General features: G+C 71.7%; 20 protein-coding genes. 13 read left to right on the plus strand and 7 right to left on the minus strand.

Features of this window, described 5'->3' with window-relative positions; translation table 11 throughout:
* Nucleotides 1–95 precede the first annotated feature (95 nt).
* A complete protein-coding gene (locus ACFWZ2_RS12065) occupies nucleotides 96–1,190 on the minus strand; it encodes an LLM class flavin-dependent oxidoreductase (protein WP_384544952.1) in 1,095 nt (364 codons plus the stop codon).
* A gap of 555 nt (nucleotides 1,191–1,745) precedes the next feature.
* Between ACFWZ2_RS12065 and ACFWZ2_RS12070 the strand changes: the two genes are divergently transcribed.
* From ACFWZ2_RS12070 to ACFWZ2_RS12090, 5 genes are all read left to right on the plus strand, one after another.
* On the plus strand, nucleotides 1,746–3,374 hold the full coding sequence (locus ACFWZ2_RS12070; RefSeq protein WP_384544953.1) for an ATP-binding protein: 1,629 nt from the start codon (nucleotides 1,746–1,748) through the stop codon (nucleotides 3,372–3,374).
* Nucleotides 3,371–3,778 (plus strand): roadblock/LC7 domain-containing protein, encoded by a 408-nt coding sequence (locus tag ACFWZ2_RS12075; protein WP_098241423.1) that lies wholly within the window; start codon nucleotides 3,371–3,373, stop codon nucleotides 3,776–3,778. Before ACFWZ2_RS12070 ends, ACFWZ2_RS12075 begins: the two co-directional genes overlap by 4 nt.
* On the plus strand, nucleotides 3,775–4,203 hold the full coding sequence (locus ACFWZ2_RS12080) for a DUF742 domain-containing protein (RefSeq protein ID WP_384544954.1): 429 nt from the start codon (nucleotides 3,775–3,777) through the stop codon (nucleotides 4,201–4,203). Before ACFWZ2_RS12075 ends, ACFWZ2_RS12080 begins: the two co-directional genes overlap by 4 nt.
* The gene (locus ACFWZ2_RS12085) at nucleotides 4,184–4,807 is read left to right on the plus strand and encodes an ATP/GTP-binding protein (protein WP_384544955.1); all 624 of its coding nucleotides are present in this window, start codon (nucleotides 4,184–4,186) and stop codon (nucleotides 4,805–4,807) included. The genes ACFWZ2_RS12080 and ACFWZ2_RS12085 overlap by 20 nt, the downstream gene beginning before the upstream one ends.
* Nucleotides 4,808–4,868: 61 nt before the next feature.
* Entirely contained in the window at nucleotides 4,869–6,347 is a 1,479-nt protein-coding gene (locus ACFWZ2_RS12090) for a cytochrome P450 (RefSeq protein ID WP_384544956.1), read from the plus strand.
* Here the strand turns inward: ACFWZ2_RS12090 and ACFWZ2_RS12095 are convergent.
* Nucleotides 6,341–7,315, minus strand: a complete 975-nt coding sequence (locus ACFWZ2_RS12095; RefSeq protein WP_384544957.1) for an RluA family pseudouridine synthase — start codon at nucleotides 7,313–7,315, stop codon at nucleotides 6,341–6,343. The genes ACFWZ2_RS12090 and ACFWZ2_RS12095 overlap by 7 nt on opposite strands.
* 129 nt (nucleotides 7,316–7,444) lie before the next feature.
* Between ACFWZ2_RS12095 and ACFWZ2_RS12100 the strand changes: the two genes are divergently transcribed.
* Nucleotides 7,445–8,044 (plus strand): GNAT family N-acetyltransferase, encoded by a 600-nt coding sequence (locus ACFWZ2_RS12100; RefSeq protein ID WP_384544958.1) that lies wholly within the window; start codon nucleotides 7,445–7,447, stop codon nucleotides 8,042–8,044.
* A gap of 82 nt (nucleotides 8,045–8,126) precedes the next feature.
* Here the strand turns inward: ACFWZ2_RS12100 and ACFWZ2_RS12105 are convergent, their stop codons facing one another.
* A complete protein-coding gene (locus ACFWZ2_RS12105; RefSeq protein ID WP_384544959.1) occupies nucleotides 8,127–8,963 on the minus strand; it encodes a siderophore-interacting protein in 837 nt (278 codons plus the stop codon).
* A 52-nt stretch (nucleotides 8,964–9,015) separates the two neighbouring features.
* Nucleotides 9,016–9,954: a 5'-3' exonuclease H3TH domain-containing protein gene (locus ACFWZ2_RS12110; RefSeq protein ID WP_384545053.1), complete on the minus strand. Its 939-nt coding sequence runs from the start codon at nucleotides 9,952–9,954 to the stop codon at nucleotides 9,016–9,018.
* Nucleotides 9,955–10,253: 299 nt separating this feature from the next.
* Here ACFWZ2_RS12110 and ACFWZ2_RS12115 point away from each other — a divergent pair, with 299 nt between their 5' ends.
* From ACFWZ2_RS12115 to ACFWZ2_RS12135, 5 genes are all read left to right on the plus strand, one after another.
* Nucleotides 10,254–11,369: a glycine betaine/L-proline ABC transporter ATP-binding protein gene (locus ACFWZ2_RS12115; RefSeq protein WP_384544960.1), complete on the plus strand. Its 1,116-nt coding sequence runs from the start codon at nucleotides 10,254–10,256 to the stop codon at nucleotides 11,367–11,369.
* Entirely contained in the window at nucleotides 11,362–13,971 is a 2,610-nt protein-coding gene (locus ACFWZ2_RS12120; RefSeq protein WP_384544961.1) for an ABC transporter permease/substrate binding protein, read from the plus strand. Before ACFWZ2_RS12115 ends, ACFWZ2_RS12120 begins: the two co-directional genes overlap by 8 nt.
* A 140-nt stretch (nucleotides 13,972–14,111) precedes the next feature.
* Complete coding sequence (locus tag ACFWZ2_RS12125) at nucleotides 14,112–15,101, plus strand: hypothetical protein (RefSeq protein ID WP_384544962.1); 990 nt, start codon at nucleotides 14,112–14,114, stop codon at nucleotides 15,099–15,101.
* A gap of 105 nt (nucleotides 15,102–15,206) precedes the next feature.
* Complete coding sequence (locus tag ACFWZ2_RS12130) at nucleotides 15,207–15,782, plus strand: helix-turn-helix domain-containing protein (protein ID WP_384544963.1); 576 nt, start codon at nucleotides 15,207–15,209, stop codon at nucleotides 15,780–15,782.
* Nucleotide 15,783: 1 nt separating this feature from the next.
* Complete coding sequence (locus tag ACFWZ2_RS12135; RefSeq protein ID WP_384544964.1) at nucleotides 15,784–16,518, plus strand: helical backbone metal receptor; 735 nt, start codon at nucleotides 15,784–15,786, stop codon at nucleotides 16,516–16,518.
* 14 nt (nucleotides 16,519–16,532) lie between these two features.
* Here ACFWZ2_RS12135 and ACFWZ2_RS12140 read toward each other — a convergent pair whose 3' ends face one another.
* Nucleotides 16,533–17,657, minus strand: a complete 1,125-nt coding sequence (locus tag ACFWZ2_RS12140; protein ID WP_384544965.1) for a TDT family transporter — start codon at nucleotides 17,655–17,657, stop codon at nucleotides 16,533–16,535.
* Between the two features lie 70 nt (nucleotides 17,658–17,727).
* Here ACFWZ2_RS12140 and ACFWZ2_RS12145 point away from each other — a divergent pair, with 70 nt between their 5' ends.
* A complete protein-coding gene (locus ACFWZ2_RS12145; RefSeq protein WP_384544966.1) occupies nucleotides 17,728–18,723 on the plus strand; it encodes a LysR family transcriptional regulator in 996 nt (331 codons plus the stop codon).
* 211 nt (nucleotides 18,724–18,934) lie between these two features.
* Here the strand turns inward: ACFWZ2_RS12145 and ACFWZ2_RS12150 are convergent, their stop codons facing one another.
* Nucleotides 18,935–20,101 (minus strand): alanine--tRNA ligase-related protein, encoded by a 1,167-nt coding sequence (locus tag ACFWZ2_RS12150; protein WP_384544967.1) that lies wholly within the window; start codon nucleotides 20,099–20,101, stop codon nucleotides 18,935–18,937.
* A 330-nt stretch (nucleotides 20,102–20,431) separates the two neighbouring features.
* Here ACFWZ2_RS12150 and ACFWZ2_RS12155 point away from each other — a divergent pair, with 330 nt between their 5' ends.
* Nucleotides 20,432–20,899, plus strand: a complete 468-nt coding sequence (locus ACFWZ2_RS12155) for a DNA-binding protein (RefSeq protein ID WP_384544968.1) — start codon at nucleotides 20,432–20,434, stop codon at nucleotides 20,897–20,899.
* A 49-nt stretch (nucleotides 20,900–20,948) separates the two neighbouring features.
* On the opposite strand, the gene ACFWZ2_RS12160 is transcribed toward ACFWZ2_RS12155, so the two are convergent.
* Nucleotides 20,949–21,632 (minus strand): gamma-glutamyl-gamma-aminobutyrate hydrolase family protein, encoded by a 684-nt coding sequence (locus tag ACFWZ2_RS12160; protein ID WP_384544969.1) that lies wholly within the window; start codon nucleotides 21,630–21,632, stop codon nucleotides 20,949–20,951.
* Between the last annotated feature and the right edge of the window lie 11 nt (nucleotides 21,633–21,643).

Below are 21,643 nucleotides of genomic sequence, written 5' to 3' on the forward strand. Positions count from 1 at the left end.
TGTCGGGCCGGGCCCGCTCGTGCGTCTGTGTCGGGAGGCTGCGGGTGCTTCGTGGCTGGTCGCGCAGTTCCCCGCGCCCCTTTGGGGCGCGTCCCTCAGGAGCGCGCCGCGTCCCGCTTCGCCACCTCCTCACGCACGATCGGGATCACATGGCGTCCGAAGTCGATCGCGTCGTCCAGCAGGTCGTAGCCGCGGGCGGAGAGGATCTCCACGCCCAGGTCGTAGTAGTCGAGCAGGGCCTGGGCGACCGTCTCCGGAGTGCCCACGAGGGCCGTGGAGTTGCCCGCGCCGCCGGTCTCCGCGGCGGTCGGCGTCCAGAGGGCGCGGTCGTGGCGGTCGCCGGAAGCGGCCACCGCGAGGAGCCGCTGCGAGCCGGAGTTCTGCGGCGCGCCGAGCGGGCGGCGCCGGGAGAGCGGGACGCCGGCCTTGCGGGCCTTGATGCGGTCCAGGGTCGCGTACGCCTTCTCCCAGGCCAGTTCCTCGGTCGGCGCGATGATCGGGCGGAACGCCACCTGGATCTTCGGCACGTCGGTGCGGCCCGCCGCCTTCGCCGCCGCCTTCACCGACGCGATCTGCTCGGCGGTCTGCGCCAGGGGCTCGCCCCACAGGCAGTAGATGTCGGCCTCGGCGCCGCCCGCTGCGTACGCGGCGGGTGAGGAGCCCCCGAACGAGACGCGCGGATGCGGCTGTTGGACCGGGAAGGTGTCGCTGACGAAGTCGTTGAAGCGGTAGTGCGTGCCCTCGTGGTCGAAGGGCTCGTGCGACGTCCAGGCCTTCTTGATGATCTGGATGGCCTCGCGGGTGCGGTCGTACCGCTCGTCCTTGGTGAGGAAGTCGCCCTCGCGTTGCTGCTCGTGGTCGTTGCCGCCGGTGATGAAGTGCACCGCGAGGCGGCCGTCGCTGATCCGGTCGAGCGTCGCGAAGGTCTTCGCGGCGAACGTGGGGTACGAGACGTTGGGGCGGTGCGCGACCAGGATCTGCAGCCGGTCGGTGCGGGCGGCGATGTACGCGGCGGCGGGGGAGGGGTCGGGGGAGTCCGAGCCGTAGGCGAACAGGACCCGGTCCCAGCCGTGGTCCTCGTGGGCCCTGGCGAGCCTGAGGGTGTAGTCCTTGTCGAAGGAGGCGCCGGAGCGCACGGTGACTTCGGAGCCTTCGTTGGTGGCGGCGATGCCGAGGAACTCGACGGGCATGGCGGAGCCTCATCTCTTGCTGCTCTGGCTGCGGTCAACTGGTCGGTGGTGCGCGGTCGTCGAGGCTGTGGAGGAGCCGTCAGAGACAACACGCGGCGGACCACACGCGACCGAAGTCGATGTGGTCGCGGGTGACCAGACGCGGCTGAGGGCGCATGCGCGCGGCGGAGCAGTCGTCCATACGGGGCATCAACCACGGTGCGGCGGCGGGCATTCCCGGCTGCGCCGTCCGGCCGGTCCTTCCCGTGCCGCCCGTCCGTTCCCCTCGTTCGAAGAGGTCACCGCTGGTGTTCGAATGATCGCCAAGCGTGTAAATGGGGTGAGTGTATGCCCCTTGATGAGGCGTCTGCAGGGGGTTGCCGAATATGACTCGGCGATGATTCCGGCGGACTAAGCTCGCCCGGAGCGCGGCGAGTTGAAACGAGTTGCGACAAATTCGCGCGCTTGTTCATAGATCTTTCGAAAGTTCGTTTTGCTCCACCGCTCAACCACCCCCCATTCCCCCCCAGAGTCCACCCCCCGATTACCCCCAAGACGAGTGTTCAGAGGGCATACATGGTGAGTGTTCAATCGCCTCCCGGTGGCCGAGAAGTCCCTTACGCGCGTGTGCTGTTGCTGCCTGCCATGCTGATGGCGGCGGCGACCGGAGCCGCCGTCGCCGCGGTGGCGGAACCAGCGCGCCCCGCCGTGGCCTTGTGCGGCGCCGTCGCGACCCTCATGGTCGTCGTGGTCGGCACCGAAGCCGTGCGGCGCGGCCGGGCCATCCGGGGGTTGCGCGCGCAGTACGCACAGCGGCTCGCCTTCCTCGAACGGCGCATCGCATCCCATGACGACGAGACCATCCGCCTGGGCCGGGAGATCCTGCCCGAGGCGCTCTGGCGGCTGCGCCAGGGCGAATCGCCCGTCGAAGTGGTCCGCAACGTCGTCGACAGCGACGAGACCTACCGCGAACTCCCCGACGCACAGCGCGAACTGCTGCGCTCCGTGCTCGACACCCTGGACCGCGAGGAAGCCATGCGCGAGTCCGCGCAGCGTGCCTTCGTCAACATCGCGCGGCGCGTCCAGTCCATCGTCCACCAACAGGCCGCGGAACTGCGCGACATGGAGGAGTTCCACGGACGCAACCCCGAGGTCTTCGACGACCTGCTGCGCATCGACCACGGCACCGCGCTGATCGGCCGCCTCGCCGACTCCATCGCCGTGCTCGGCGGCGCCCGGCCGGGCCGCCAGTGGCCCAAGCCCGTGCCGCTGTTCAGCGTGCTGCGCGGCGCGATGTCCCGGATCCTCGACTACCCGCGCGTCGAACTGCACTCGATCGCGAACGTCGCCATCCACGGCACCTCCGTCGAACCGCTCATCCACGCCTGCGCCGAACTCCTCGACAACGCCACCCGCTACTCGCCGCCGCAGACCAAGGTGCACGTCACCGCGGTCGAGGTGCAGACCGGCATCGCCGTCGAGATCGAGGACGGCGGCGTGAGCCTCAGCGAGGAGGCGCGGGCCAGGGCCGAGCGCATGCTGGAGCAGGCGCAGGCCGGCATCGACCTCAACGACCTCGGTGAGACGCCCCGCCTTGGCATGGCCGTGGTCGGCAGGCTCTCGCAGATGTACAACATGCAGGTCTCCCTGCGGCAGTCCGCCTACGGCGGCGTCCGCGCGGTGCTCATCGTGCCGCGCGAGATGCTCACCACCGGGCCCGCCCCCGGCCTCGCCCACGGCATCGGCGCCTCCGCCGTGCCGCGCGTGGACAACGGCGGACGCATCATCGAGGAGCCCGCCCGCAACATCCGGCGCAAGAAGCCCCGCGTCGTCACCGCGGGCCCGCCGCTGCGCTCCCCGCTCACCGCGACCATGCAGGACGACGTCCCCGAAGTCACCGAATGGACGCCGAACGGCCTGCCGCAGCGCCGCAGCCGCGTCAAGATCTCCCTGAGCGAGCGGTACGCCCAGGAGGCCGAGGCCCAGCGGGCCGCGGAGGCACACGCCGCCGCGACCGCAACGCCCCCGGCACCCGCGCCCAAGCGCGAAGAACCAGAACCGGGCCTGTGGATCGAGGCGTTCATGAAGGGCGTCAAGGGCGAGGAGCCCACCGATCCCGACCCGTCCGCCCCGCAGGGAAACAGCCCTCCGCAGGGAACCACCCAGAACGACCACGGCAATACCGATGAGGGGGGCTGGAAGTGATCCAGCAACGCGCGAATTTCGACTGGATGCTCAAGGAGCTCGCCGACGGCGTGCCGCAGACGCGGCAGATCGTGGTGCTTTCCGCCGACGGTCTGCGCATTGCGCGCTACGGCGGCGACCCGGACGCGGCCGACCGCATCGCCGCGGCCTGCGCGGGACTGCAGAGCCTGGCCGCCGCCGTCGCCACGGAGATCCCGCACAGCGACGGCAACATGAAGATGGTCATCATCGAGATCAACGGCGGCTACTTCTATCTGATGGCCGCCGGAGCGGGCGCCTATCTCGCGGTGCTCGCCGACGAGACCGTCGACGCAGGCCTCATCGGCACCCGCATGCGGGACCTCGTCGTGCGCATCGGCGCCCACCTGACGAGCCCCCCGCGGCGTGACGGGCAGGCCGTATGACTCTTCCGCAAGGCTCCTCGCAAGGCCCCCCACCCGGCGACATCCCTCCGCAACGCGACGGACCCGCCCCCGATGCCCCGCCCCAGCGTGCACGCCGCAGCCCGGAGAACCCCGAGCGGCTGTACATCCTCACGGGTGAGGACACCGAACGCGCGCCGCTCGATCTGGTCACCCTGATCGTCGCGGCGGGCGAGGCGGCTCCGACGGCACAGCCGGAGCACTCCACGATTCTGCGGCTGTGCACGACGCCGCTGTCCGTCGCCGAGCTATCGGCCTACATGGGGCTGCCTTTCAGTGTCGTGACCGTAGTCCTGACGGAGTTACTGGCGACCGAGCTCATTCAGGCGCGCGCGCCCATCGTCCGCTCCGCGCTCCCCGACCGGTCCCTTCTCGAAGCGGTGATGCATGGACTTCAGAAACTCTAAGAACACCGACACGATCACCGGCCCCCGCAGCGAGGACGTCCTGCCGCACACGGCCGCGGCCGCCGTGAAGGTCGTGATCGTGGGCGGGTTCGGGGTCGGCAAGACGACCATGGTCGGCTCGGTCAGCGAGATCCGCCCGCTGACCACCGAGGAGACCATGACGCAGGCGGGCATCGGCGTCGACGACAACTACGGCTCCGAGACCAAGACGGCCACCACCGTGGCCATGGACTTCGGCCGGATCAGCATCTCCGACGAGCTGGTCCTCTACCTCTTCGGCACCCCGGGCCAGGAACGCTTCTGGTTCCTGTGGAACGGCCTCTTCGAAGGCGCGCTCGGCGCGGTCGTGCTCATCGACACCCGCCGCCTCGAAGTCAGCTTCGACGTGATCGGCCGCCTAGAGGAGCGCGGCGTGCCGTTCGTCGTCGCCGTCAACTCCTTCCCGGACGCGCCGGACCACCCGATCGAGACCCTGCGCAGGGCCCTCGACCTGGAACCCACCGTGCCGATCCTGACCTGCGACGCCCGCCGCAAGGAGTCGAGCAGGGACGCCCTGATGACGCTGATGCGCTACCTCCACTCCCTGACCGTGGCCCGCGTCTGAGCGCGGCCAGGACCCACCCCAGCAACCCCGGAACCCCTTCCGCGAACCCGGAGCGACGAACGTGACGACTCCTCCCTCCCCCTCCTGGCCCGGCACCGACAGCGCGGCCGCGCCACCGCCGGGCTGCCCCGCCCACGGCCTCGGCCCCGGCGGCCTGCGCCGCCTCTACGGCCCCGAGGCCGACACCGATCTGGCGGGCCTCTACGAAAAGCTGCGCGCCGAGCACGGCCCGGTCGCACCCGTCCTGATCCACAACGACGTGCCGATCTGGGCGGTGCTCGGCCACAGCGAGAACCTCCACATGGTCCGCACCCCCTCGCAGTACACCCGCGACTCGCGCATCTGGCGGGCCGTGAAGGACGGCACCGCGGGCCCGGACAATCCGCTCGCGCCCGTCTTCACCTGGCAGCCGATGGCCACCTTCGCCGAGGGCGACGAGCACCAGCGGCTGCGCGGCGCGGTCACCGGGGCCATGTCGGGCATCGACCACCGCGGCGTCCGCCGCTATATCAACCGCTATACGAACCACCTGCTCAACGACATCTGCCAGGACGGCAGGGCCGACCTCGTCAGCCAGTTCGCCGAGCATCTGCCGATGATGGTGATGTGCCATGTCCTCGGCATGCCCGAGGAGTACAACGAGCGCATGGTGCAGTCGGCCCGCGACATGATCAAGGGCACCGAGACCGCCATCGCCAGCAACGCGTACATCATGGAAGTCCTGATGAGGCTGGTGGCCCGGCGGCGCGCCCACCCCGAGGAGGACTTCACCAGCAATCTCATCGCGCACCCCGCCCAGCTCACCGACGACGAGGTCGGCGCGCACCTGCGCCTGGTGCTCATCGCCGCGTACGAGGCCACCGCCAACCTCATCGCCAATGTGCTGCGGATGGTCCTCACCGACCCGCGCTTCCGCGCCCAGCTCAGCGGCGGCCAGATGACGGTCCCCGAGGCGGTCGAGCAGTCCCTGTGGGACGAGCCGCCGTTCAGTGCCATGGTCGGCTACTTCGCCAAGCAGGACACCCAGCTCGGCGGCCAGCGGATCAGGGCGGGCGACGGCCTGATCCTCGGCATCGCGCCCGGCAACGTCGACCCGGTGGTCCGCCCCGACCTCGCCGCCAACATGCAGGGCAACCGCTCGCACCTCGCCTTCAGCGGCGGACCGCACGAGTGCCCGGGACAGGACATCGGGCGCGCCATCGCCGACACCGGTGTCGACGCGCTCCTGATGCGCCTGCCGGACGTCGAACTCGACGTGGACGAGCGCGAGTTGCGCTGGACGTCGTCGATCCTCTCGCGGCACCTGGTGCAGCTGCCCGTGCGTTTCGCGCCGCGGCCGCCGCAGGACGTGATGGCCCGTCCTTCGGCGCAGCTGCCGGGGCCGCGCAGGGACTGGCATGTGTCGTCCCCGCCGCGCAGGCCGGAGCCCGTGGTCCCGGCACCGCCGCAGCAGGCGGCACCCCCGCCCGCGCCCGTGGCCGAGCCCGTCCGTCCCAAGGGGGCCTGGCGGCGCTTCCTGACCTGGTGGCGGGGTTACTGATCCCGGGGGTCACAGGTGTCGGGGCCCGTACGCCAGGTCTCGTACGCCGACCAGGCCTCCAGCGTCCGGCCGCTCACGAAGCGGTGTGCGGCGCCGGTGACCGGATCCGTGAACTCCAGGACGCGTGACAGGAGTTGCAGGGGCCGCCGGAAGTCGTCCGGCGGCACGGGTCCCGTCACCACCGGGTAGACCGGGTCGCCGAGGATCGGCAGGCCCAACGCGTTCATGTGGACGCGCAGTTGATGGGTGCGCCCGGTGTGCGGGGTCAGGCGGTAGCGGCCGAGTCCCGCGCGGTGCTCGACGAGTTCGATCAGGCTCTCGCTGTTCGGCTCGGCGTCCGCGACCTCGTATGCGGCGATGACCCCGAGGTCCTTCTCGATGTGGCTGCGCACGGTGCGCGGGAGCGGTACGCCCGGGTCGTGCGCGGCCACTGCCTCGTACTCCTTGTGCACGAGGCGGTCCCGGAACAGCGTCTGGTAGGCGCCGCGTTCGGCGGGCCGGACGGTGAACAGGAGCAGCCCCGCGGTGAGCCGGTCCAGGCGGTGGGCCGCGCCGAGCGTGGGGATGCCGAGTTCCACGCGCAGCCGGGCGAGCGCGGTCTGGGTGACGTGGCTGCCGCGCGGCATCGTCGCGAGGAAGTGCGGCTTGTCGACGACGACGATGTGCTCGTCGCGGTGGACGACGTCGAGGGAGAAGGGGACCGGGACCTCCGCCGGCAGGTCCCGGTGGAACCACACGAAGGCGCTTGGTTCGTACGGCGTGTCCGGTGCCACCGGCGTCCCGTCCGCGCCGACGATCCTGCCCGCCCGCAGCATCGCGTCGATGACCTCGGGCCCGGGCGCGAGCCGTTCCACGAGATGGTCCCGCACGGTCCGCCACGGGCCCTCGGGCGGCAGCTTGACCCGGACGGGGTCGACGCCGTCGCGCTGGGGAAGCGGTGCGGGGGGAATGCGGGGCTTTCGTCTCATCAGGGGGCCAGCGTACGGGGCGGTGCAGGTCAGGGTGGTGTCGGCGGCGGGGCGGTGGCGGTCCTGCGCCGGTTCTGCGCCGGGGGAAATTCAGTGCCGTCGGCCGCGCGGCGCTGCCACCATGAGGCCATGCCCTTCAAGATCCCAGACGTAGTCGAGTCCGGCGCGCTCGCCGGACAGGAGCAGCCGGTGATCCCCGTCCCCGGCGGTCTCGTCATACGCCCCTGGTCGGTCGCCGACGCGCCCGCCGTGTACGAGGCGTTCCAGGACCCCGTGATCCAGCGCTGGCACGCGCGCGTGGCCGTGTCCGAGAGCGAGGCGCTCGGCTGGATCGAGGAGTGGCGCGCGAGCTGGGCCGAGGAACGGGACGCGTACTGGGCGGTCGCCGACGCGGCTACGGACGAGCTGGTGGGCCGGATCGCCCTGAAGCTCATGGTGCTCGCCGACGGGCAGGCCGAAATCGCCTACTGGACCATGCCGTCGGCGCGCGGCAAGGGCGTCGCCTCGCGCGCCGTCACCGCGCTCGTGGACTGGGCCTTCGACGAAGTGGGTCTGCACCGCATCGAGTTGACCCACTCGATGGCCAACGAGGCGTCCTGCAAGGTCGCCCTGAGGACCGGCTTCGCGGTGGAGGGCACCAAGCGCGGTGCGGGGCTGCACGAGGACGGCTGGCACGACATGCATCTGCACGCGCGACTCAAGGACGACGGGCCTGTCGCTTCGGCGTGACGCCGGGGCGGCGCGGGAGCCTGCGGGCCGTCCGCGGCCGGTCGTGCGGCGCCCGCGCCCCTCGCGGGGCGCGGGGCGGGGGCTACGCTGCCTGCTCCTGCTCCGCCTCCACCTGGGCGTTCCACTCGCGCTTGGAGGCCTGCCAGCCGTCCTCGTTGTGGCCGAGGCGCCAGTACCCGGAGATGGAGAGGCGCTCGCGCGGTACCTCGCGCTCGACGCGCAGATAGCGGCGCAGCTCCTTCACGAAGCCCGCCTCGCCGTGCACGAAGGCCTGCAGGTCGCCGGCCGGGAACTCCAGGGAGCGCACGGCCTCGACGAGCAGCTGGCCGGCCGGCCGGTCGCCGCGGTGCAGCCAGACGACCTCGGCGTCCGTCGCGATCTTCTGCTCCTCGTCGGGCCCCTCCACCTCCACGAAGACATGGGCGACCGCGCCCTGCGGGAGCGCCTCCGCCGCGGCGGCGATGGCGGGCAGGGCGCTCTCGTCACCGGCGAGCAGATGCCAGTCGGCGTCCGCGCCGGGGGCGTAGGCGCCGCCGGGGCCGAGGAAGCGGATGGTGTCGCCGAGCCGGGCGTCGCGCGCCCAGGGGCCCGCGAGGCCCTGGTCGCCGTGGATCACGAAGTCGAGGGCGAGCTCGCGGGCCTCGGGGTCCCACCAGCGCACCGTGTACGTCCGGGTCACCGGCCACTGATCGCGCGGGAACTCCTCGCGGATCCGCTGCATGTCGAAGGGCTCCGGGTACGTCACGCCCTCGGCGTCGAAGAGCAGCTTCACGTAGTGATCGGTGCAGTCGCCCGCCGTGAACCCGGCGAGCCCCTCACCCCCGAGCACCACGCGCTGCATGTGCGGGGTCAGCCGCTCCGTGCGCACCACGCGCCCGACGTGGGCCTTCGGTGCTGTGCGTGCAGGACGTTCTGCCATGGCGACGGCCTCCCCTGATCCATAAGTACTTAGGCAAGCCTAAGTTAACACCTCAGGCGTGAAGAGTGGAGAGCAGCCGCTGCAGGGAGCCGCCCAGATTCCACTGCGCCGCCAGCTCGTCGAGCGCCGCCGGGTCGCGCGGCTCCCGCGGAAGCGCGAGGTCCACATCGGGCAGCGGCACGTCGCCCGCGACCCGCACGACCTTCGGCGCGACCGCCACATACGCGCGCGCCTCGTCGAGCCGCTTGCGCTGCGACGGGGTGAGCTTCGCCTTGGGGTCGTCGACCGCCGCCATGATCCCGGCCAGATCGCCGAAGGCGTCCAGGAGCTTGGCCGCCGTCTTCTCGCCGATGCCGGGGACGCCGGGCAGGCCGTCGCTCGGGTCGCCGCGCAGCAGGGCGAGGTCGACATAGCCGGGGCCGTCCACGCCGTACTTCTCGCGCAGCCAGCTCTCGTCCGTGATCTGGAGGGAGCCGACCCCCTTCAAGGGGTAGAGGATGCGAATGCCGCGCTCGTCGTCCACCAGCTGGTAGAGATCGCGGTCGCCGGTGACGACGTCGACCGGGCCGCTCGCGCGGGCCGCGAAGGTGCCGATCACGTCGTCGGCCTCGTACGTGGGCACGCCCACGCGCGCGATGCCCACCGCGTCGAGCACGTCCTCGATGATCGGGACCTGCGGCGCGAGCGTGTCCGGGGTCTCCTCGGCGTCCGGGCCCTCGGGGACCTCCTCGGCCACGCGGTGCGCCTTGTACGAGGGGATGAGCTCGACCCGCCAGTGCGGGCGCCAGTCCGCGTCCATGCAGGCGACCAGGTCGTCGGGGCGGTGGTCCTGGACGAGGCGGGTGATGAAGTCGAGGAGTCCGCGCACGGCGTTGACCGGGGTGCCGTCGGGGGCCTTCATCGACTCCGGGACCCCGAAGTAGGCCCGGTAGTAGAGGGACGCCGTGTCGAGAAGCATGAGCCGTCGTGTTCGCTGAGTCACGTTGCGCATCATGCCGCACGGCACCGACAGCCGAGCCGTACGGCACCGGGGGAGCGCGCCCGCAGCGGAGCCGTACGGCACCGGAGGAGCGCACCCGTTGCGCATCGCGCCGAACGGTGCCGAGAGTGCAACACATGTGAACTGGGACACTCCTGGGTTTGGTTTGTGTAAGCCCGGGAAGGCGCGCACCCGGAGCGAACCCGGTCGAGGATTCAACATTTCGATCGGGCAAGTGGGCAGAAGCCACTGCGTTCCACGGCCCGCCGGCGGGGGAGGCGGGCCGTCTTGGTTCGACCCGAGAGGTGTATGTGTCCAGGCTGCAGGCCGAGCACTTGTACAAAGTGTTCGGCAGACGACCCGATGACGCGGTGGAGAAACTCCGCCACGGAGCCGACCGAGAGGAGCTGCGCGCCGACGGCACCACCGCCGCCGTGATCGACGCCTCCTTCGAGGTCGAGCCGGGCCAGATCTTCGTCGTCATGGGTCTCTCCGGATCCGGCAAGTCCACGTTGCTGCGCATGCTCAACGGGCTGTCGGAGCCGACGGCCGGTCACGTCCGCTTCGACGGCCAGGACCTCACCGAGCTGAGCGCCCGCGAGATGCGCGAGGTGCGCTCCAAGAAGATCAGCATGGTGTTCCAGCACTTCGCGCTCTTCCCCCACAGGAGCGTGCTCGAGAACGCCGGTTACGGCCTCGAAGTGCAGGGCGTCCCGCGCGCCGAGCGCGAGAAGCGCGCCACCGAGGCGCTCGAGCTCGCCGGGCTCAAGGGCTGGGAGAAGTCCTGGCCCGACGAGCTGTCCGGCGGCATGCAGCAGCGCGTGGGCCTGGCCCGCGCGCTCGCCACCGACGCCGACCTGCTCCTCATGGACGAGTCGTTCAGCGCCCTCGACCCGCTGATCCGCCGCGACATGCAGGACCAGCTCCTGGTGCTCCAGAAGCGGCTGAAGAAGACCATCGTCTTCATCACCCACGACCTGAACGAGGCCATGCGCCTGGGCGACCAGATCGCCGTCATGCGCGACGGCCGCATCGTCCAGATCGGCACCTCCGAGGACATCCTGGTCACCCCGGCCAACGACTACGTCGCCTCCTTCACGCAGGACGTCGACCGCTCCCGGGTGCTCACCGCGGGCGCGATCATGGCCGACGCCCCGGAGGACTTCGATCTGGCGGACGCCCCGGCGACCGTCACCGCCGAGACCCCGATCATCGAGCTGTTCACGCCCTGCTCCACCAGCGACGTGGCGGTCGCCGTGACCGACGGGAAGGGCGCGCTCATCGGCGTCGTGCCCAGGGGACGGCTGCTGGCCGTGCTCGGGGAGCCGGCGCCGCGCGAGGACGGGCCGCAGGACGCGGCCGTGCCCGCGCAGCAGGCCAAGGACAACGGCGGCAAGAGCGTGGGCAAGGTGAGCAGCGGTGCCTAGGATTCCCTTCGGCGACTGGGTCAATGACTCGGTCGAATGGCTCAGAACCCATATGGACTGGCTGTTCGACTTCATCAAGACGATCTTCCAGAACATGTGGGACGGCGTCTACGACGTCCTCTCCGCGCCCGAGCCGCTCCTGATGGCGGGCATCCTCGCCGTCATCGCCTTCTGGCTGCGCGGCCTGCTCGGCGGTGTGCTCTCCTTCGTCGGCTTCGCCTTCATCGTGTCCCTGGAGCTGTGGGACAACGCGATGATGACGCTGTCCCTGGTGCTCGTCTCGACCTTCGTGGCGCTGGTCATAGCCGTGCCCGTGGGCATCTGGGCGGCCCGTTCCAAGACGGTCAGCGGCATCGTGCGCCCCGTCCTGGACTTCATGCAGACGCTGCCCGCGATGATCTACCTCATCCCGGCGCTGCTGTTCTTCCGCATGGGCGCCCCCGCGGGCATCGTCGCCACGATCGTCTTCGCGCTCGCCCCCGGCGTCCGCATGACCGAGCTCGGCATCCGCCAGGTCGACAAGGAACTGGTCGAGGCCGCCGACGCGTTCGGCACCACGCCCCGCAACACCCTGTTCCGCGTCCAGCTGCCGCTCGCGCTGCCGACGATCATGGCCGGTGTCAACCAGGTCATCATGCTCGGCCTGTCCATGGCGGCCCTGACCGGCATGGTCGGCACGCCGGGTCTCGGCGCCGACGTGAACGCGGCCATCGGCCAGCTCGACGTCGGTCTCGGCGCCGAGGCGGGCGTCTCCATCGTGATCCTCGCCATCTACCTGGACCGCGTCACCAGCGGCCTGGGCGGCCAGGTCTCGCCGCTGGGCCGTCGCGCGCTCGCCAAGCTGCGGGCCGCGCAGGGCCTGAACATCTGGAACTACCGCCCCCGGCCCGTCGTCGCGATGGTCGGCGTCGTCGTCCTCGCGCTCGTCGCGGGCGGCATGGGCATCTTCGGCGGCACCAAGTCCGAGTCCGTGGCCGACGCCAAGAACGTCGGCCAGGGCAAGGAAGTCAAGATCGGCTACATCCCCTGGGACGAGGGCGTCGCCTCCACCTTCCTCTGGAAGGAAGTCCTGGAGCAGCGCGGCTTCAAGGTGACCACCAGCCAGCTGGAGGCCGGTCCGCTGTACACCTCCCTGGCGCAGGGCGACATCGACTTCCAGACCGACTCCTGGCTGCCGACGACGCACGCCTCGTACTGGAAGAAGTACGGCAAGGACCTCGAGGACCTGGGCGACTGGTTCGGCCCGACGTCCCTCGAACTGACCGTCCCGGCCTACATGAAGGACATCAACTCCCTCGAGGACCTCAAGGGCAAGTCCGACCTGTTCAAGGGCAAGATCACCGGCATCGAGTCGAGCGCCGGAATGATGGGCCTGCTCAAGGACAAGGTCCTCGGCGAGTACGGCCTGGACAAGGAGTACAAGGTCGTCGACGGCTCGACGCCCGCGATGCTGGCCGAGCTGAAGGCCGCGTACTCCAAGAAGGAGCCCATCGTCACCACCCTGTGGTCGCCGCACTGGGCGTACAGCGACTTCGAGCTGAAGAAGCTCAAGGACCCGAAGGGCGCCTGGGGCAAGGGCGACGGCGTGCACACGCTGGCGCGCAAGGGCTTCTCGAAGGAGAACCCCGAGGTCGGCAAGTGGCTGAAGAACTTCAAGATGAGCGAGAAGCAGCTCACGAGTCTTGAGGCGGAGATCAACAAGGCCGGCAAGGGCCAGCAGCAGGAGGCCGTGCGCACCTGGCTGAAGAAGAACCCGGGCGTCGTCGACAAGCTGGCGCCGCTGCCGAAGAACTCCGGCAGCGACGAGGGCAAGCGTCCGCTGAAGGCCGCGTACTTCGCGTGGGACGAGAACATCGCCGTCACCAACCTGTGGAAGCGCGTCCTGGAGAAGCGCGGCTACACGATGGACCTGACGCCGGCCGACGTGGGCCCGGTCTACACCGGTCTCGCGCAGGGCGACCTCGACCTCAACCTGGACGCCTGGCTGCCCACGACCCAGAAGACGTACTGGGACAAGAACAAGGCCAACCTCAAGGACCTCGGCTCCTGGTACAGCCCGACCTCCCTGGAGGTCGCCGTCCCGTCCTACGTCAAGGACGTGAAGTCCCTGGAGGACCTCAAGGGCAAGGGCGACAAGTTCAAGGGCAAGATCATCGGCATCGAGCCGGGCACGGGCGTCATGACGGCGCTCAAGGACAAGGTCCTGCCGCAGTACGGCCTCGACAAGGAGTACGAGATCGCCGCCGGGTCGACCCCGGCGATGCTCACCGAGCTGAAGGCCGCGTACGCCAAGAAGGAGCCGATCGCGGTCCTGCTCTGGTCGCCGCACTGGGCGTACAACGAGTACGACCTCACCAAACTGAAGGACCCCAAGGGCGCCTTCGGCAAGGGCGACACGATCCGCACGCTCTCCAGCAAGGACTTCCCGAACCAGTACCCGCAGCTCACGAAGTGGCTCAAGGACTTCAAGATGAGCGAGGAGCAGCTGGCAGGCCTTGAGAACGAGATCAACAAGGCGGGCAAGGGCAATGAGCCCAAGGCCGTCGACGCCTGGCTGAAGAAGAACCCGGGCTTCGAGGAGAAGATGACCGCCGCGAAGTAGCCGTACGCGGTCGGCACTCCCGAGGGGTGGGCCTCGCCTTGTGGCGAAGCCCACCCCTTCCGGCGTTCCTGCGGGGGCCGCCGAGTCCTTAACCTCGACGGGGCCCGCACTTCTGAACACCCGAACGTGAGACCCCACCCGTGACCGCAAGGCAGCCGAGGACGGCGCTCTTCTCCGTCGCCGCCGTCCTGGCCCTGGCCGTGGCCCTGCTCGTCGCGCAGCTGGCACGGGCGGACGCCACCCCCGCCTCCGCGGGCACCGCGCGCCTCGCCGCGCTCGCCGAGGACGTCACCGCCGCCGCGGGACACCGCTACGACGCGCGGGACCACACCGGCCGCACCATGGACGCGGCCCAGATCGAGCAGGCCCAGGACGGCACGTACCTCGCCGTCTACCACACGCTCCTGGCCGACGGCCGCTTCCACGCGGCCGTCGCCACCTCCACCGATCTGCGCCACTGGCAGCGCCGCCACGACTTCGGCCCCGGCACCCACCAGGCCTCGCTCGCGCACGACGGCCGCGGGGGCTTCGTCCTCGCGTACGAGAAGGATCCCCGCAACCACATCGCGATCCGTGCGTACGAGGATCTGCCGGCGCTCCTCGAAGGCCGCTCCCACCGGGCCTTCGACGCGCCGCTCACCCTCTCCCGCTGCGCCGAGGGCACCCCGAGCATCACCGCCGTACGCGGCGCCACGATCCACCTCACCGGGCACTACCGCGCGGGCTGCGAGACCGACCGCCAGCTGCGCGCCACGCTCACCGGCTTCCGGGACTGGCACGCCGAGCCCGACCGGCGTCTCGACCGTGCCGTGCGGACCTGGGGCAACGGCGGCAACATCGGGGACCGGGCGCCCGTCGAGCTCGGCGGGCGCCGCGTGGTGCTCATCGAGGGGCAGGGGCGGCGGGGCGACTTCGGGAGTTGGGGCACGTACGCCTACGACCCCTCAAGCGGCCGTGCGGACCGGCTCGACATCCGTACGCACGGCGGCAGCGGCGCCTTCGCCAATCCCTCGGCGACCCTGCTGACCGACCCGGAGGGCCAACCCGCCCTGCTGGTGAGCCTGTTCATACCCGCCGAAGGTTCCGCGCCCGGAGAGGCCGGGCAGCTGCTTTATTGGCACAAGCTGTAGCCGTCGGTCCGGGCAACGGGGCAAAACCGTTTGGCGAACATGCGTAGGGTGCAGAAAACCCCTCAGGGTTGAGAGTGGACCGATGCGCTGAAGGGAGCCGAGGCGATGGACGAGCACAAGGAGACCCTCCGGGTGGGCTCGGCCGTGCGGCGGCGCCGCCGGCAGCTGGAGCTCACCCTGGCCGTCGTCGCCGAGCGCAGCGGCCTTTCGGTGCCGTTCCTCAGCCAGATCGAGAACGAGCGCGCCCGCCCCAGCATGCGCTCCCTGCAGCGCGTCGCCGACGCCCTGTGCACCACCGACGTGGAACTGCTCGCCGCGGCCGATCCGGCCCGCACCGTCGAGGTGGTGCGCGCCGACGACGACACGGATCTGGACACCTCCAAGCCGGACGCGCGGGTACGCGAGCTGGCGCGCGGTCACCATCAGCTGCACGCCCTGGAATTCATCGGGGACCACGACGAGGGCCGCGAATTCCAGCACCGCAACGACGAGTTGATGTACGTCGTCGAGGGGGCCGTCGAGATGGAGGCCGAGGGCCGCGCCTACCGCCTCGGACGCGGCGACAGCCTCTTCCTCACCGGCGGGGTCCGGCACCGCTGGCGGGCCACCGTGCCGGACACCCGGGTCCTGGTGGTCGCCGTGGGGGACCACATCGAGGCGGTGGACGACGGGGGGCGCTGACATGCGCCCGGCCCCCGTGCGGGTCGTCTCGCTGGTCCCCTCGCTGACCGAGGCGGTCGCCGTGACCGTGCCGGGAGCGCTGGTCGGTGCGACCGACTGGTGCAGCCACCCGGCGGACCTCGACGTCACCCGGGTGGGCGGCACCAAGAACCCCGACGTGCCGCGCATCGTCGCGCTCGCCCCGGACCTGGTGATCGCCAACGAGGAGGAGAACCGCGCGCCCGACCTGGCCGCCCTGCGCGCGGCGGGGCTCCAGGTGCTCGTCACGGAGATACGCGACCTCGACCAGGCGTTCCGCGAGCTGGCCCGGGTCCTCGCGGCGTGCGGCGCGGACCGGCCACGGTGGCTGGGGGAGGCCGAGGCCGCGTGGCGGGGCCTGCCCCGTCCCGACATCCGCCGGCGCGCGGCGATCCCGATCTGGCGGCGCCCGTGGATGGTCGTCGGGCGTGACACCTTCGCGGGGGACCTTCTCGCGCGCCTGGGCGTCGACAACGCGTACGCGGACCATGCCGAGCGCTATCCGCGGATCCCCCTGGAAGAACTCCGCGCGGCCGGCCTCGACCTGGTGATCCTGCCCGACGAGCCGTACCGCTTCACCCGCGACGACGGCCCCGAGGCGTTCCTGCCGCACACGCCGGTCGCGCTGGTCGGCGGGCGCCATCTCACCTGGTACGGCCCGTCGTTGGCGGAGGCGCCCGCGGCGCTCGGTGCGGCGCTGCGGGCGACGATCGGCTAGGGCGGGGCCGGACGCTACTTCCGTACGGGCGCCGCGAGCAGCCTGCCGTCGATCACGCCACGCAGGGTGTGGACCAGGGCCACGGCCCAGGCGGCCACGAGGAAGGCGTACAGGCCGGTGGCGAGCCAGTCGAAGGCCGTCAGGCCGGTGTGCTTGCCGAGGCCCTCGGCGCCCGTGACGCAGGTGCCGACGGGGAAGGTGAAGGCCCACCAGGTCATCGCGAAGCCCATGCCGCGGCGGCGGGCGCGGGCCACCATCGCGAGGGCGAGGGCGAGCCACATGAGGGCGAAGCCCATCACGGGCACTCCGTAGAGCACGGCGAAGGCGGTGAAGCCCTGGTCGAGGGGGCCGGGGACGAGGCCGGGGGCGAAGTCGGCGAACTTGTTGGCGGCGGTCGTCGACTGGCCGAGGGGGCCGAGCACCAGGAAGAGGGTCGGGGTGAGGGCCAGGGGCAGCGGGCCTGCCGTCACCAGACGGGCGAAGATCACCGGCAGCATCACCAGGGTGGCCAGCAGGCTCAGGCCGAACATCGCGAAACAGGCGTACAGCATGGTCTGCTGGGCCTGACCGGCGGGCAGGTGCGGGATCAGCAGGGGGCCGACGGCGGCCGACACCATCGGGGCCACCACGGGCAGCAGCCACACGGGTGACGCCTGGTCGGCGGCGATCTTGTGCCGGGCCACCATCAGGTACGGGATGGCGACGGCGGCCGCGAGCCCGATGACCGTACCGGCGGTGAAGAGCACGGTGTCGAGCGCCACCGCCGCGGTCGTGCCGATCCAGTCCTCGCCCACGATCAGGGTGCCGCCGCCGACCGCGAGCAGCGCCATCGAGAGGCAGCCGTAGAAGGGCGCCATGGTCGGGTCGAGGAGGTGCGCGCGGGCCTGGTCGCGGTGGTGGATCCAGTGCGCGGTGCGGGCCACGAGCAGCACGGCGAGCATGACGAAGGACAGTGCCCAGACGACGGTGCAGGCCGTCCGCAGCCCCGTGAACTGGTACGGCAGCGTGGCGCCCGCGTTGGCGATGATGGCGGTGCCCATGACGGAGGCGTACCAGTTGGGGCCGAGGTGACGGACCGCGGTGGCGCGGGCTGCGGTGGCCGCGGTCGCGGTGGGGGCGTGGTGGGCAGTGGTGACCATGTGTCCACGGTCCCGCGCGGGGGCGCCGCCCACCAGGGAGCACTTCTCTATGGGGACATAAGCTGGCTTTATGAGCACTTCTGGGCCCGACGCCTCCGCCGCCGCTGCCGTCCCCGCCGCTGCCGTCCCCGCCGCCTCCGCCCGGCCGCCGGAGGCCACGCTCGCCCACCGCGTCCCTGACCTCGGGGCGCTGCAACTGCTGCTCGCCGTGGCCCGGCTCGGCAGCCTCGGACGGGCCGCGCGGGAGATGGGCATCACCCAGCCCGCCGCCAGCAGCCGCGTCCGCGCGATGGAGCGGCAGCTGGGCGTCGCGCTCGTGGACCGCTCGCCGCGCGGCTCGCGGCTGACCGACGCGGGCGCGCTCGTCACCGACTGGGCGGGGCGGATCGTGGAGGCGGCGGAGGCCTTCGACGCCGGGGCGCAGGCGCTGCGCGACCGGCGGGACTCGCGGCTGCGGGTCGCGGCGAGCATGACGATCGCCGAGTATCTGCTGCCGGGCTGGCTGATCGCGCTGCGCGGCCAGCGGCCCGACACGGCCGTGTCGCTGCTCGCGGGCAACTCGGCCGCGGTCGCGGACCGGCTCCTCGCGGGCGACGCGGACCTCGGCTTCGTCGAGGGGCTCGCCGTGCCGGACGCGCTGGACGGCGTGGTCATCGCGCACGACCGGCTCGTGGTGGTGGCGGCGCCCGGACACCCCTGGGCTCGGCGGCGGGAGCCGCTGGGCGCCGCCGAGCTGGCGGCGACGCCGCTGATCCTGCGCGAGGAGGGCTCGGGCACCCGGCAGGTCCTCGACGCGGCGCTCGGCGGCCTGGCCCGGCCGCTGATCGAGCTCTCCTCCACCACGGCGGTGAAGGCGGCGGCGGTCAGCGGCGCGGGCCCCTCGGTCCTCAGCGAACTCGCGGTGGGCGAGGAACTCGCGGCCCGGCGCCTTGTCGAGATCCCCCTGGCGGACGTGCGGCTGCGCAGGGAACTCCGGGCCGTCTGGCCGACGGGGCACCGGCCCGCAGGACCGGGCAGGGACCTGCTGGCGCTGACCCGGGGGGCGGAGGGAGAGCGGGGCGAGTAGTCCCGGGCGACCGCGTCACACCGCCCCGGCGAGGCGGTGCTTTCGCGAGGCGGTGCTTTCGCGAGGCGGTGCTTTCGCGAGGCGGTGCTCCCGCGAGGCGCCGCTTCCCCAAGGCGCCGCCCCCGCAAGGCACCGCCCCCGCAAGGCACCGCCCCGCGTCGCACCACCCCCGCATCACACCCCCCCCGCGTCGCACCGCCCCCCCCGCGGGCTACTGCCCCCGCAGGCCGACGACAAGGTCGCGTGGCAGCCCGTGGGTGTCGTGGAGGTAGTCGAAGTCGTCGTCGCCGAGCGGGCCTTGGAACCGGGGGCGGGCCAGTACCTGCCTGCCGCGTTCCAGGAGTCCGCGGAACCGGCGCTCCTCCTCGCACAGCACGCGGCGCACCTCGTCCGGCCCGACGCCCTGGCGGAAGTGGTCCCGGGTGTGCCGGAACAGCTCGTCCGGCAGGTCCCCGAGGCCGCGTGAGGGGTCGTCGCGCCACAGGGCGGTGAGCAGGCGCCGCACCAGGCGGCGCAGGACGTAGCCGCGGCCGGTGTTGGCGGGCCGCACCCCGTCGCCGATCACCACCATGGCCGAGCGCAAGTGGTCGCAGACCAGGCGCAGTCGGGCCTCGTCCAGCGGCCACAGGGCCGGTACGAGACGGCGCCAGGGGGCGAAGACGTCGCACTCGAACACGGACGTCCTGCCTTGCAGGAGGGAGGCGAGGCGTTCCACGCCGAGGCCGGTGTCGACGTTGCGCTGGGGGAGCGGCACGAGGGAGCCGTCGGCGAGCCTGCGGTGGCGCATCATCACGTGGTTCCACACCTCCACCCAGCGGTCGTCCTGGGTGGGCGTCGACCGCGGCGGGCCTTCCCCGGTCCACAGGAAGAACTCCGAGTCGGGGCCGCACGGCCCCGTCGGTCCGTTGGACCACCAGTTGTCCTCGACGGTGAGCTCGACCGGGACGCCGCGCTCCTGCCACACCTCCAAGGAGGCGGTGTCGAGGCCCACTTGGTCGTCGCCGCCGAAGACCGTGGCGTGCAGCAGGCCCGGATCGATGCCGAAGCCCTCGGTGAGCAGGCCGTATCCCCAATCCAGGCTCTGCGGGCCCTCGTAGTCGCCGAGCGACCAGGTGCCGAGCATCTCGAAGACCGTCAGATGCGTGGGGTCGCCGACCTCCTCCAGGTCCGTCGTGCGCAGACAGCGCTGCACGTTGACCAGGCGGCGGCCGAGGGGATGCGGCCGCCCTTCCAGGTACGGGGTGAGGGGATGCATGCCCGACGTGGTGAACAGGACGGGGTCGCCGGGCGGCGGCAGCAGCGTGGCGCCGGTCGTCCTGCGGTGTCCGCGCTCCTCGAAGTACTCGACGAACGTACGGATGATGTCTTCGGTGTGCATGGCACGGGCTCCTTGGCGTGGACGCGGGAGGCACCGGATGACGGGTCCGCGCGATCACCGGAGTCAGGGCGGGAGCCATGAACCATGCGCCATCGGCGGGCCGTTTCCGGTCGCCGATGGGAAGAAGGAAGAGGTCAGGCGGCGGCAACCGGCGAGCTGGTCGCTCGCGCGGTCGCGGTGGTGCTTGGGCCGGTGACGTTCATGGGGCCGACGATAACGCGGCCGGTCCGTGCGGGGCACGTGAATTTCCGGGCGGATCCCGGAGCGTGCAAACAAAGTGTTCACAACGAACTGTTGACTCCACGCCGTGGGCCGCCCCACGCTGGGCGTATGGCATCGACTCCCGAGCAACCCCACCCCTCCGGGCCCGACGCGTCCGCCGACCCCTTCACGCCCCCGCACCCGGAACAGGCCCGCGCCCACCGGGTCTACGCCTCGCTGATGCGCATCGCCGAGCGGCACGCGGCCGACGAGGAACAGCGCAGGCGCCAGGTCCACCCCGCCGTCCTCGGGCCGCACGAAGCGGTCAGGCTGGTGTCGTTCCTGCTCAGCGGCGCCGCGCAGGCCGTCGAAGGGGAGCAGGAGGTGGACCACGCCGACATCACCGCGGCGCTCACGCTCCTGCCGCTGGCCCGCGGCGAGCTGGACGAGCTGGAGACCGGCCTGCTCCAGATGGCGCGGGGGCGCGGCATGACCTGGCCGGAGATCGCCTTCGGGCTCGGCCTCGGCACCCCGCAGGCCGCGCGCCAGCGGTACGAGCGCCTCGTCTCGCGGACCGGCGCCGACGCGGAGGGGTAGAGGGGTGCGGGGCGGGCACGCCGAGCCCGCCCCGCACCGTCGGCTCGGTTCAGGAAGCGGCGCGGACCAGCGCGGCCATGACGCGCGTGTCCTCGTCCATCTCCGGGTGCCACTGGACGCCCAGCACCCAGGAGGGGCCCGGGAGTTCGATGGCCTCGACGGTGCCGTCCGGTGCGTGTGCGGACGCGACGAGGCCCGTGCCGAGGCGGTCCACCGCCTGGTGGTGGTAGGTCGGCACGGCCGTCTCCTCCGGCGCCACCCCCGCGTACAGCGTGCCCGGCACCGGCTTCACCGGGTGCGTGCCGAAGACGCCGATCTGCTCCACGTGCCCTTCCAGGTGCTGCACCAGCGTCCCGCCGCGCGCCACGTTCAGGAGCTGCATGCCCCGGCAGATGCCGAGCAGTGGCGTCCCCGAGGCCAACGCGGCCTCGATCAGGGCGAGTTCCCACGCGTCCCGCTCCTGCGCGGGCGGCCCGGTGCGCTTCTCGCGCTCGGCGCCGTACCGCGCGGGCTCGATGTCGGGCCCGCCCGCGACGACCACGCCGTCGAGCCGCGCGACGACGTCGGCGGCGTACGCCGGGTCGTCCGGCGGCAGCATCGAGACGAGGCCGCCCGCCGCCTGGACCAGGCGCGGGTACCCGGCGGGCAGCAGGGCCGCGGGCAGTTCCCACACGCCCCAGCTCGCCTTGGACTCCAGATAGGTGCTGACTCCGATCAGCGGCCTGCCGCTCACTGCGTTCTCCC

The organism is Streptomyces sp. NPDC059002 (genome assembly GCF_042740435.1).
In the GTDB taxonomy this organism is placed as follows: Bacteria; Actinomycetota; Actinomycetes; order Streptomycetales; family Streptomycetaceae; genus Streptomyces.

Coding starts and splice junctions, on each gene's coding strand:
- ACFWZ2_RS12130 (WP_384544963.1), top strand. CDS start 15,207: ATGGACGAGCACAAGGAGACCCTCCGGGTGGGCTCGGCCGTGCGGCGG.
- ACFWZ2_RS12145 (WP_384544966.1), top strand. CDS start 17,728: ATGAGCACTTCTGGGCCCGACGCCTCCGCCGCCGCTGCCGTCCCCGCC.
- ACFWZ2_RS12135 (WP_384544964.1), top strand. CDS start 15,784: ATGCGCCCGGCCCCCGTGCGGGTCGTCTCGCTGGTCCCCTCGCTGACC.
- ACFWZ2_RS12140 (WP_384544965.1), bottom strand. CDS start 17,657: ATGGTCACCACTGCCCACCACGCCCCCACCGCGACCGCGGCCACCGCA.
- ACFWZ2_RS12095 (WP_384544957.1), bottom strand. CDS start 7,315: ATGAGACGAAAGCCCCGCATTCCCCCCGCACCGCTTCCCCAGCGCGAC.
- ACFWZ2_RS12080 (WP_384544954.1), top strand. CDS start 3,775: ATGACTCTTCCGCAAGGCTCCTCGCAAGGCCCCCCACCCGGCGACATC.
- ACFWZ2_RS12105 (WP_384544959.1), bottom strand. CDS start 8,963: ATGGCAGAACGTCCTGCACGCACAGCACCGAAGGCCCACGTCGGGCGC.
- ACFWZ2_RS12070 (WP_384544953.1), top strand. CDS start 1,746: ATGGTGAGTGTTCAATCGCCTCCCGGTGGCCGAGAAGTCCCTTACGCG.
- ACFWZ2_RS12155 (WP_384544968.1), top strand. CDS start 20,432: ATGGCATCGACTCCCGAGCAACCCCACCCCTCCGGGCCCGACGCGTCC.
- ACFWZ2_RS12100 (WP_384544958.1), top strand. CDS start 7,445: ATGCCCTTCAAGATCCCAGACGTAGTCGAGTCCGGCGCGCTCGCCGGA.
- ACFWZ2_RS12150 (WP_384544967.1), bottom strand. CDS start 20,101: ATGCACACCGAAGACATCATCCGTACGTTCGTCGAGTACTTCGAGGAG.
- ACFWZ2_RS12110 (WP_384545053.1), bottom strand. CDS start 9,954: ATGCGCAACGTGACTCAGCGAACACGACGGCTCATGCTTCTCGACACG.
- ACFWZ2_RS12065 (WP_384544952.1), bottom strand. CDS start 1,190: ATGCCCGTCGAGTTCCTCGGCATCGCCGCCACCAACGAAGGCTCCGAA.
- ACFWZ2_RS12085 (WP_384544955.1), top strand. CDS start 4,184: ATGGACTTCAGAAACTCTAAGAACACCGACACGATCACCGGCCCCCGC.